The organism is Neptunicella marina (assembly GCF_014270035.1).
Lineage (GTDB): Bacteria > Pseudomonadota > Gammaproteobacteria > Enterobacterales > Alteromonadaceae > Neptunicella > Neptunicella marina.
On sequence record NZ_JACNEP010000030.1, the window covers coordinates 1 to 11,102 of the forward strand.

At 43.2% G+C, this 11,102-nt stretch carries 8 protein-coding genes and 1 pseudogene; 4 read left to right on the plus strand and 5 right to left on the minus strand.

Annotated features, from left to right (window positions below; all coding sequences use genetic code 11):
* Nucleotides 1-96 (plus strand): annotated as a pseudogene (locus H8B19_RS18545) (IS200/IS605 family transposase); the annotation flags it as partial.
* Nucleotides 97-241: 145 nt separating this feature from the next.
* On the opposite strand, the gene parC reads toward H8B19_RS18545, so the two are convergent.
* The gene (parC, locus tag H8B19_RS18550) at nucleotides 242-2,548 is read right to left on the minus strand and encodes a DNA topoisomerase IV subunit A (RefSeq protein ID WP_186508610.1); all 2,307 of its coding nucleotides are present in this window, start codon (nucleotides 2,546-2,548) and stop codon (nucleotides 242-244) included.
* 56 nt (nucleotides 2,549-2,604) lie between these two features.
* Nucleotides 2,605-3,708: a PQQ-dependent sugar dehydrogenase gene (locus H8B19_RS18555; RefSeq protein ID WP_186508624.1), complete on the minus strand. Its 1,104-nt coding sequence runs from the start codon at nucleotides 3,706-3,708 to the stop codon at nucleotides 2,605-2,607.
* Between the two features lie 112 nt (nucleotides 3,709-3,820).
* Here H8B19_RS18555 and H8B19_RS18560 point away from each other — a divergent pair, with 112 nt between their 5' ends.
* The gene (locus H8B19_RS18560; protein WP_186508612.1) at nucleotides 3,821-6,892 is read left to right on the plus strand and encodes a hybrid sensor histidine kinase/response regulator; all 3,072 of its coding nucleotides are present in this window, start codon (nucleotides 3,821-3,823) and stop codon (nucleotides 6,890-6,892) included.
* Here H8B19_RS18560 and H8B19_RS18565 read toward each other — a convergent pair.
* On the minus strand, nucleotides 6,877-7,551 hold the full coding sequence (locus tag H8B19_RS18565; protein ID WP_186508614.1) for a DUF2982 domain-containing protein: 675 nt from the start codon (nucleotides 7,549-7,551) through the stop codon (nucleotides 6,877-6,879). The genes H8B19_RS18560 and H8B19_RS18565 overlap by 16 nt on opposite strands.
* Nucleotides 7,552-7,831: 280 nt before the next feature.
* On the opposite strand from H8B19_RS18565, the gene folE reads away from it, so the two are divergent.
* A complete protein-coding gene (folE, locus tag H8B19_RS18570; RefSeq protein WP_186508616.1) occupies nucleotides 7,832-8,386 on the plus strand; it encodes a GTP cyclohydrolase I FolE in 555 nt (184 codons plus the stop codon).
* A gap of 27 nt (nucleotides 8,387-8,413) precedes the next feature.
* Here the strand turns inward: folE and H8B19_RS18575 are convergent, their stop codons facing one another.
* Together H8B19_RS18575 and H8B19_RS18580 are read right to left on the minus strand one after the other, a co-directional pair.
* On the minus strand, nucleotides 8,414-9,541 hold the full coding sequence (locus H8B19_RS18575) for a MalY/PatB family protein (RefSeq protein ID WP_186508618.1): 1,128 nt from the start codon (nucleotides 9,539-9,541) through the stop codon (nucleotides 8,414-8,416).
* Nucleotides 9,542-9,691: 150 nt separating this feature from the next.
* Nucleotides 9,692-9,886, minus strand: coding sequence for a hypothetical protein (locus H8B19_RS18580; RefSeq protein ID WP_186508620.1), 195 nt, complete (start codon nucleotides 9,884-9,886; stop codon nucleotides 9,692-9,694).
* A gap of 314 nt (nucleotides 9,887-10,200) precedes the next feature.
* On the opposite strand from H8B19_RS18580, the gene H8B19_RS18585 reads away from it, so the two are divergent.
* A complete protein-coding gene (locus tag H8B19_RS18585; protein WP_186508622.1) occupies nucleotides 10,201-10,974 on the plus strand; it encodes a DUF2884 family protein in 774 nt (257 codons plus the stop codon).
* Nucleotides 10,975-11,102: the final 128 nt, after the last annotated feature.

Genomic DNA, 11,102 nt, shown 5'->3' on the forward strand with positions numbered 1-11,102 from the left:
GATTCAGTAGGAATCAACGAAGAAATAATTCGTCGTTATGTTAGGCATCAGGAAAAAATGGAGAGGCAAGAGCAAGCTGAGCTTGCTCTGGACTAGAAGGCCCCCTTTTAGGGGGTTAACACAAAGCCACCTTCTTCAGAAGGTGGATTCTTTACTGGCTGGAATATTGTGTAAGCTTGCTACATTCAATCTGATGTAAAACAAAAACGCCCAATATTTAAATATCAGGCGTTTGGGGTTATTACTCTTCGTTTATAGTGGCAGTTTGGTCAGAGTTAATTTCAGGAGTCGGCTTGCTGTTTTCCACTTCAAGGTTATCGACTCGCTGAAGGCCTCTGGGGAGCTTGTTACCGCGTCTGCCTCGTTCACCCTGATAGTGGCTTAGATCGTCAGCGGTAAGCGTCATGCTGCGTTTGCCGGCTGTTACTTTGATGCCAGCACCTTCTGGAACCACAGCGATCGCACGCACGTACTCTTCCCGCGCTTTGGCTTTGGCGGAAGGAATATTAATAATTTTATTGCCTTTTCCTTTGCCCAGGCTGGGTAAATCTTTTAATGGGAAGAGCAACATTCTGCCTTCATTGGTGATCGCCAGGCAGCAATCCGTTTCGACATTATTAACTGGCTGTGGCGGCAGGACTTTGGCTGCGGTCGGCAGGCTTAGATAGGCTTTACCATTTTTATTTTTGCTGACCATGTCTTCAAATTTGCCAACAAAACCATAACCGGCGTCTGATGCCATTAAATAGACTTGCTCGTCTTTGCCCATAAGCAGGTGTTCGAAATTTTCTCCGCCCACAATACTAAAACGTCCGGTAAGCGGCTCACCCTGACTACGGGCTGACGGTAATGCATGGGCGTCGCAGGAGAAAGTGCGGCCTGATGTATCAAAAAATACCACAGGTTGATTACTGCGACCTTTGGCACTGGCTAAGTAGCTATCACCTGCTTTATAACTTAGACCTTGTACATCAACGTCATGGCCTTTGGCACAACGTGCCCAGCCTTTTTGCGACAGGACTACGGTGACCGCTTCTGAAGGCACCAGTTCTTTTTCACTTAATGCTTTGGCTTCCCCGCGGGCAACGATAGGCGAACGTCTGTCATCACCGTACTTTTCGGCATCAGCCAAAATCTCTTTTTTAATTAGCGTTTTAAGGCGTTGTTCTGACCCCAGAATTTGTTGCAGTTTGTCACGCTCGGCGGCAAGTTCGTCCTGCTCACCTTTAATTTTCATTTCTTCGAGTTTAGCTAAGTGACGTAGCTTTAATTCCAGAATGGCTTCGGCTTGTTTATCGGTTAATCCGAAGCGACTCATCAGCTCTTGTTTGGGATGGTCTTCGGTACGGATGATGTGAATGACTTCATCTATATTTAAGAAGGCGATCAACAAACCTTCCAGAATATGTAAACGTGCCAATACTTTATCTAAGCGGAAGTTTAAGCGCCTGACTACCGTATCCTTGCGGAATACCAGCCATTCCTTTAATAAGTTGCATAAATCTTTAACCTGGGGACGGCCATCCAGACCAATCATGTTCAGGTTCACCCGATAGTTTTTCTCTAAATCCGTGGTGGCAAACAAATGCTGCATTAATTGCTCGACATCAATGCGGTTTGAGCGTGGGGTAATGATTAAGCGAGTTGGATTTTCATGATCTGATTCATCACGTAAATCACTGACCATAGGTAATTTTTTTGCCTGCATTTGCGCGGCAATTTGCTCAAGAATTCGGGCGCCAGAAGCTTGATGAGGTAACGCTGTAATAACGATATCGCCATTATCCTGATGGAAAACCGCACGCATTTTAATGCTGCCACGACCGCTGCTGTAGATTTTCTCTATATCTGCTTTGGGGGTGATAATTTCGGCATCTGTTGGGTAATCCGGACCTTGCACAAATTGCAGAACGTCATTTAGCTCTGCTTTGCTGTTATCCAGAATATGCGCACAGGCACTGGCTAATTCACGTACATTGTGTGGTGGAATGTCGGTTGCCATGCCTACTGCAATACCGGTAATACCGTTTAACAGAATATGCGGCAAACGTGCTGGCAGAATCTTGGGTTCGTCTAAGGTACCATCAAAATTAGGTACCCAGTCTACCGTACCCTGATTGGCTTCAGTGAGCAGGATTTCACTGAATTTAGACAGTCGAGATTCGGTGTAACGCATTGCGGCGAAGGATTTAGGATCATCTGGCGCGCCCCAGTTACCTTGTCCATCCACCAGCGGATAGCGGTAGGAAAAAGGCTGTGCCATTAATACCATGGCTTCATAACAGGCTGAGTCACCGTGTGGGTGGAATTTACCTAATACATCACCCACGGTACGCGCAGATTTTTTGTACTTAGCGCTGGCGTTTAAACCTAGCTCAGACATCGCATAAATAATACGACGTTGCACCGGTTTTAAACCATCACCAATGTGTGGCAATGCCCTGTCCATGATCACGTACATGGAATAGTTTAGGTAGGCATCTTCAGTAAAACGGCTTAACGGCAGCTGTTCGATGCCATCAGCACTGATTATGGTATCTTGACTCATAGACTTGTTAAATTTCCTGCTGTTTACCGAATAGTCATCCGGGCTTCGTCACTGTCTTAGTTAGCTTGGTAGGTTACCCTATATATGGCATTTGCGGAATCGTCAGATATCAGTAAACTGCCGTCAGGAAGTTCCGTCACATCTGCCGGGCGTCCCCAAACCTGTTCATTTGCTTCTAACCAGCCACTTACCAAAGGATGATGGTCAACTAAATTATTGCCATTGACGGTGGCAACCGTCACTTGATAACCGACTTTTTTACTGCGATTCCATGAACCATGTTCAGCAATTAATAGTTTGCCTTTTAAATCTGGAAACATATTTCCGCGATAGAAGTGGATGCCAAGCGGGGCTGAGTGGGCCTGAATTTTTAAGGCTGGTGCAGTATAATCTTCGGCGTTTTTACCCTGGCCAAATTCGGGGTCGGCAATGTCACCCCCATGAAAATAGGGATAACCGAAATGTTGGCCAGTCTCAGTGACATGGTTAATTTCACAAGGTGGGATATCATCACCCATCATATCGCGGCCGTTATCGCTAAACCAAAAATCACCAGTAGCTGGATCCCAGTCAAAGCCAACAGAATTACGCACACCACGGGCGACCGTTTCTTTTTTACCTGTTTTTAAATCGTAGCGAAAAATAGAGGAATAATTAGCGTTAGCGTCACAGATATTACAAGGTGCACCTACAGGTACATACAGTTTATTGTCGGGGCCAAAACCCAGATATTTCCAACCATGATGTTTGTCGGTAGGCAGATCTGATACCACTACTTCAGGTTTGCCCGGACTTTGCAGATGACTTTCAATATTTTTAAAGCGAATGACCTGATGTACTTCGCCAATGTACAAATCGCCTTCTTTAAAGGTAATACCTGATGGCATATTTAATCCGTTAGCAATTTCGATTACCTGATCAATTTTGTGGTCGTTATTGGTATCCAGCAATGCATTGACTACACCAGCCCGACGGCTACCAACAAACAAGGTTCCTTTGTCCCCCAGTACCATTTGTCTGGCATTTTTGACATCACTGGCATAAACCGCAATTTTATAACCTTGTGGTAATTGCAATTTTTCCAGCGGTAACGCGTTAGCGGCGGCGGTAAAAGCAATAGCGATGATTACCCACATAAATCTGTTTAATACACGGTGCATAACTGTCACGGTTGTCTCCCTGTATGAATTGTTTTATTGCTCTCAACATAGCATTGCCTGATTATACGGAGCAATGCTTTAATAACCTGAATTAATTGTTAAAGGTCGTAATATGAAACGTTGGTTATATTGGATTGCACTGTTATGGATAGCATGCGCCGGTAATACTTATGCGCAAAGCGTAGTGCAACTGATAAATACTGAACAAAGTATTCGCCTTAGCAATAGTTTCAAAGTGCTGCATGAAACTGACCAGCCTCTGAGTATTGTAGATGTCATTAAGCAGCAAAATAACTTTGATTGGCCTACAGGCAATAATCAAAATTATGGTATGACGCGTAAAGGTTTGTGGTTTCACATGCAAATCAGCAACGTGAGTAATGTGAGTCAGTGGGTAATGGATGTTGCCTACGCGCAAAATGATATTGTCGATTTTTATGTTGTGCGCAACAACATGGTGATTGACCAGGCCAGACAGGGAAAACTGGCGACGCATCACCCATACCGTTTACCTACCCTTGAACTGACATTAGATGATGCAACGCCGGTTGATATATATATCCGTGTGCAATCTGACAGTGTAAGCAGGGTTGTTCCTATCGATGTTCAGTCCAAGTCTCACCATACCCAATTATTGATGCTTGATTCATTGCTGTGGGGATTGTTTTACGGTGCTTTATTAGTACTGGGAATTTATACGCTGGTTTTATATTTTGAACGCAAAGAAAAGTCTTCACTGGCGTACGTTGGATATGTGTTGTCTGTGGTGCTGTGGCAGTTTGTCTGGGGCGGGCATATCCAGATGCTGTTTAATAGCGCGGTCAGTCGTTGGTTGAATGATCATACCGATTTGCTCTTTATGCTGGTGGGATTAAATGCTGCTGTATTTACCTTGTCTTTTCTTAATGCCAAACAAACTGCTCCACGCAGCTATCAGGTCATTCGGATAGTTATTGGTTGTTTAATTTTACTGGCGCTGATTTCTATGCTGGGCATATTGGAACAGGCCACACAAAATATGCTGGTATATGCCGTTAGTATTATGGGCATTACCACGTATCTCATCGCTGGTTTTGAGAGTTATGCAGGGCACAACGCTACCGCACGTTATTTTATTTTCGCCTGGAGTATTTTACTGACCTGTGCGTTGGTCGGTATGCTGGGGCTTGTCGGTATTTTACCTTCCAATCCTTTCACTACGTATTGTTTTCAGGTTGGTGTGTGCATTGAAGCGGCGCTGTTTTCTATTGCTATTCTGGATAAAAGTCGTCAGGACATGGAAAATGAAATTGCTTCCTACACCCGTGAAATGCGGCAGAATCTTGAATTAATTGAAGAAAAGAATGCCCACCTGGATATCGCCAGAAAAGATGCAATCCGTGCCAGTGAAGTTAAGTCCCAGTTTCTGGCCAATGTTAGTCATGAAATTCGCACGCCCCTGAATGCCATTCTTGGTTTCAGTAAAGAGTTGCAATCATCAGGTACTGAAGCCGATCGTCTTGAACATGCCAAAATTGTCAATTCCGCAGCAACTAACCTGTTACTGATCATTAATGATGTGCTGGATTTTTCCAAAATTGAGGCCGGTAAACTACAGGTTTCCAATGAGCCTTTTTCGCCACTGCAGTTACTGGATGAATTAACCACGCTGATGGCCAAGACTGCCCAGGATAAGGGCCTGGAATTTATTTTCGAAAGTGATGAGTTGCCCGGCAAGCTGGTTGGGGATGCGTCGCGCATCCGTCAGGTATTAACGAATTTATTAGGTAACGCGATTAAATTTACCAAGCAGGGTCACGTGCGTCTGCAAGTGGGATGTCGGCAGGAACATAATTCTATGTGGCTGACTTTTCAGGTTGAAGATACTGGTATCGGTATCAGTGCCAATCAGCGCAAAGTTCTGTTTAAAGCATTTAGTCAGGTTGATGATGCTCTCAACCGTGAGTTTCAGGGCACAGGATTGGGGCTGGTCATTAGCCAGCAGTTAACTCAGCTGATGAATGGACGTATTGAAGTGGAAAGTGAAACTGGCCGGGGCAGTTTATTTACCGCGACTATCCGTACACAAACTTTAAAAGAACAGGAAAACAGTCAGTCACTAAATCTGGTGGCGAATAAGACCCTGAAGTTTTATGAACCTTACCCCAGTACCCATCGGGCACAACAAAAATTATTTGCACAGTTAGACGCGATTATTGTTCCTTTGGAGGCGCAACAGGAAGTTGATTATCTATTCTGGAGTGCCAGTAAAATTCCACAAGCAGATGATATTGAGCGTATCCGTTCAATTAGTGCTAAACGCAAAGTGCTGGTACACCCAATGACATTTCGTCCATCACAGCATCCGGAACTGGGGGAGTTATTTGAGCAGTGCCTGGAAAAACCTTTGTCACGTTCCAAATTTCACAAACTTTTTGAGGTGTCGCCGCAAAAACCAACCACAGAACTGCAGAGCTTACTGAAGCAATTACCAGAAATTCGTATTCTGGCAGTAGATGATATGGAGTTTAATTTACGATTGCTCTCAACCTGGCTAAAAAATTCCCCGGTACAATTGCATACCAGTCTAAGTGGCCAGGATGCAGTGAGCCGCTGTGAAAAAGAAGAATTTGATTTGATCCTGATGGATCTGCAAATGCCGAATATGGACGGAGTTAAAGCAACCCGATTAATTCGTCAAAGTGAATTAAATCAGGGGACACCTATTATCGTGGTAACTGCCCATGTATTTAAGGAAGAACAGGAAAAGCTTATGGAGTCCGGAATGGATGACTATTTGGCTAAACCTATTGAACTGGGAGCATTGGTTAACCTTATTCATCGCTGGTGTCAGGTGCCGGAACAACAAAATAAATCAGTAGACTGGCAATTAGCGGTTCAGCAAAGTCATGATAATGAACAACTGGCATGCCAGATGTTGCAGGATTTTCTGCAAGCTTTACCTGAACATCAGCAGAAAATAAATCAGGCCGCAATAACTAAAAACTATCCGGCTTACCAGCAGGAAGTTCATGCTCTGCACGGACTATGCTGTTATACCGGTGTACCGAAATTACAGGCACTTTGTCATGATCTTGAAGTGGCACTTAAAGAAAATGACGTGCAACTGGCCGATTGTCTACTGGATGATTTTAATCAGGAATGTGCTCAGGTTTTAGATACAGGCAGTCAGTTTGTTGACTGAACATGTTGCTGACAATTGCGTAATAGCACCAGCATTTCTTTGATTGGACGATCAAATTCACTGGCATCTATATATAAATCATATCCCAGATTTTTGCGCAAACGTTGCATACGGTTGGCAAACATGGCTTGCACACCCTTAAAAACATTACCTTGTTTATCATCAAAATGGTCATTTTCAATTAAATTACTGGCATAACAATTACCGGAAGCACATTCCGAGTCGTCTCCCATTAATAATAATGGGCGCTGTTGCAGCATCAGATTGTTAGCCAGACGCAGAGAAATTGTGGTCAGTACATTGGTAGGATGTTTGAGTCTGATACCAATGTAGTTGAGCTCCTGACTGTGTAACCCGTCATGGAATTTGGGTTGATCGATACGTTGAATGTCCAGCCAGTGTATTTGCCATTGGCCGTACTGGTGCTGATAACACAAATAATCAGGATGTATAATCAGGCTGTATTGTGGCTGACTATATTTGCTGTAGGCAATGATTAGGGCAACAATCGCAGCAGCGATAATAAAATAGCCGGGCAGGCGCAAAAATTCTGGTACATGGCTAAGCCAGATCGTACCAGCAAAAAATAAGCAAATCGCGACAATCATTGTGGTTAAGCTGTTGCGTTTTGAGTCAGCAGAAATACAAATAGGATCCATTACCACCAAAACCAATTTAGAAAAAAGTACATAAGAATGCCCCAAAGTATGGCATAGCGTAATTGCAGGCAAAACCGACAGTCGGTTTTCCAGTAACGGTTATAAAGTTGTTTTAATTGGTGACGCATAGTGAATATCAGCTGTTAGCCTTAACCGTTACTATACGCGCACGTCGTTAAAATGTGTGTGAATAATTTAAATTACACCATCTGTTCATCATGCCTTTTTATGTTACATTCCGATTACAAAATAACAAATATCTGACAAGGCAGAGCAGCCGATGAGTGAACAACTCCAACAACATTACACCAGTATCATCAGTTTGTTAGGTGAAGATACAAGCCGCGAAGGACTGCTGGATACACCTAAAAGAGCGGCCAGGGCGATGGAGTTTCTTACCAGCGGATATCAGCAATCATTAGACCAGATTGTCAACAATGCCGTATTCGAGTCAGATACTGATGAAATGGTTATTGTGCGGGATATCGAGTTATATTCCATGTGTGAACATCATTTATTACCTTTCATTGGCCAGTGTCATATCGCCTATATTCCTAATGGCAAAGTGCTTGGATTGTCCAAATTTGCACGTATTGTTGATATGTATGCCAGACGCATGCAGATTCAGGAAAACCTGACCAAACAAGTGGCAGATGCAGTGTTATCTGTGACCAATGCCAAAGGGGTTGGTGTGATAATGGAAGCCAAACATATGTGTATGATGATGCGTGGTGTACAGAAACAAAACTCCTCCATGGTGACATCAGTGATGTTAGGCGCGATGCGTAATTCCCAAGCCAGTCGTGAAGAATTTTTACGTTTAATTGGTAAATAGAAAGCCCGCAATAGCGGGCTTTTTAAATCAGGCTTTTAATCTTTCTATTGCTTGTTCAAGGTAGGTTCTGGGGCAACCAAAATTTAGCCGAAAAAACTGTGGCTCGGCGAAGTCTGCTCCGGGTGAAGGCCCCACACCTTTATCTTCAGCCCACTTTTGTGGACTAGGCACATTAAGTTCACGTGCATCAACCCAGGCGAGGAAGGTGGCCTGCGGTTTTAACATACGCAGTCCATTAATCTGATTAATTTGGTTGTACAAATAATCACGATTGTCGCGCAGATAAGCCAGCTGTGCCTGATGCCAGTCATCACACAGAGTGAAAGCCGCTTGTGTCGCTTCCAATCCCATAATGTTGACCCAGGGCACGATGCCTCTGGCGGCCAGATTAAATTGCTGGCGCAGTTTTGCATCAGGAATAATGGCAAAAGAGGTACCCAGGCCAGCAACATTAAAGGTTTTGCTCGCCGCCATTAAGGTTATCGAGCGCGATTCAAGACCGGGAAGTTTACCGGCAGGAATATGTGTTGCTTCTTCATCCAGAATCAAGTCGCAGTGAATTTCATCGCTACACAGCAGCACATTATGTTTTTCACAAATATCGGCGATAGTCGATAATTCCTGTTCATTAAGAACGGTGCCAACCGGATTCATGGGATTACATAAAATAAATAACTTACAGGCTGGATCGGCTGCCTGTTTTTCAAGTTCGGCCATATCCAACATCCAGCGACCATCTTGCTCAAGTGTTGGAATCGTCACACGTTGCATCTTGTTGATGCCAGGAGCGGCAAGTAACGGAGGATAATTAGGAGACTGCACTATTACTTTATCACCTGGCTCGCAATAAGCTGCAATAGCGGTATTGAAAGCGGGAACAACACCAGGCGTCCAGACCAGCCATTCTTGCTCTATTTTCCAGCCATATTGACGATCGAGCCAGTTAATTACCGCATCAATTGCACCCTGATGGTGTGCTGGGAGCGTATAGCCCATTAAACCGTGTTCAGTGCGTTTGGCTACTGCATCGATTATTGGCTGTGCACACTTAAATTCGGTATCGGCTATCCACAGTGGAATAACGTCCTGACCTTTATATTTTTCCCACTTGTAAGCGTAGGTTGAAGAACGGTCTATAAGCTGGTCGAACTGCATTAATGATCCTTATCTGAACAAGGTAAACTGCTATTGAGATAGGGGAACATAACAAAACCATAGATTGCTGGATAGAATCTTTGGTTTATTGTTATATCGGACAAAAACAAAAAAAGGCGCCAGTGCGCCTTTTTAAGATGTACACATAGATTACAGCGCGTAAGCGAGCACCAGACTAATAATTAAACCTGACACACCAAAAAAGCCATATTCTACTTTTACTTTGATATTTTCTTCAGCATCCGCCACTGGCTGATTTAAAAAGCTCATAATCAGGCTGGATAAGCCTAAAACGAATGCAAGAACCACGGCGCCAAATACAAAAGCTTCAGGCCAATTACTCATGTTACATCCTCAATTGCTGTCAATATGGCTATATTATGCACCAAAAAAAGCGACAGGATTAGTGCTTAACAACAAAAATGCATTAATTATTTTTGGTGTATATCAAATTTTATGCAATCCAACTCGCGTTTAATTCTGTAGCTGAATATAGCGGGTTTGACCAACTAGTTGTTAAATTGACTAATTCACTTCATCGCGTAGCGTTACGTTTGGTTATTTATTTTAGTTAACCTATTGATATATATTTAAATTTTAAAGTTGGATCGGCAATTGCTCAGTAAATGAAAAAGCAAAACAAAAACTAAGGATTTATTATGCAAACAGTATTAATTTCGGCAGCATTATTAACTAACAGTGCATTTGCTGGTGAGTGCCATGTTGATTTTGATGCGCATGTAAAAATTGCCAATGAACAGGTGGTAGTCGCATTACAGGATAACAAACAGCTGACACTAAGCGCGAATGAAGCCTGGCTGGATGGTAAAAAGTTGTCGCTGAGTAAAGAGCAGCAAACACTGATGGACGAGTATTATTCCCGGGTCTTTAATATTGCCCCACAAGCCGCAGATATTGCATTGGATGCGGTAGATTTGGCGACTAAGGGTGTCAGTATGGCGTTTAGCACTTTGCTGGGAGAGGATGATCAGGTTGTACAGGATATTACCGGTGAGTTTTCCGTATTGCGCACTGCTGTTCAAAGTCAGTTTTACGCTGAAGATGGTTCGGTCCGTTTTGATTCTAAATCAATGCAAGACGGAGACTTTATTGACAAAGAGTTTTCACAACGTTTTGAGAAAAAAGTTGAATCGCTTGTCGAAAAATCCATGGGCAGCATCATGATTACCATTGGTAAGCAGATGATGTTTGGTGGTGATATGGATGCATTTGAAAAGAAAATGGATAATTTTGGTAAGGATATTGAGCGTCAGATGGAAGCTCAAAGTGATCAACTTGAGGCTCGTGCGGATCAGTTATGTTATTCATTACAAATTCTGGATGACTACGAAACACAAATATCTTCATCCATTCCGGAGCTTGCCAAGTTGGATGCACTAAGGGTGAGTTATCGTAGTGATGGTCAGAAATAGTCACTAATTATAAAAAAGGTCGGCATTTGCCGACCTTTTTTATTGATACCGTGTCTTGTCCTGAAATGTGTTTACACATTTAGGATTTATTATGACAACAGCAGATAAACAACGAGTTAAACGTACAC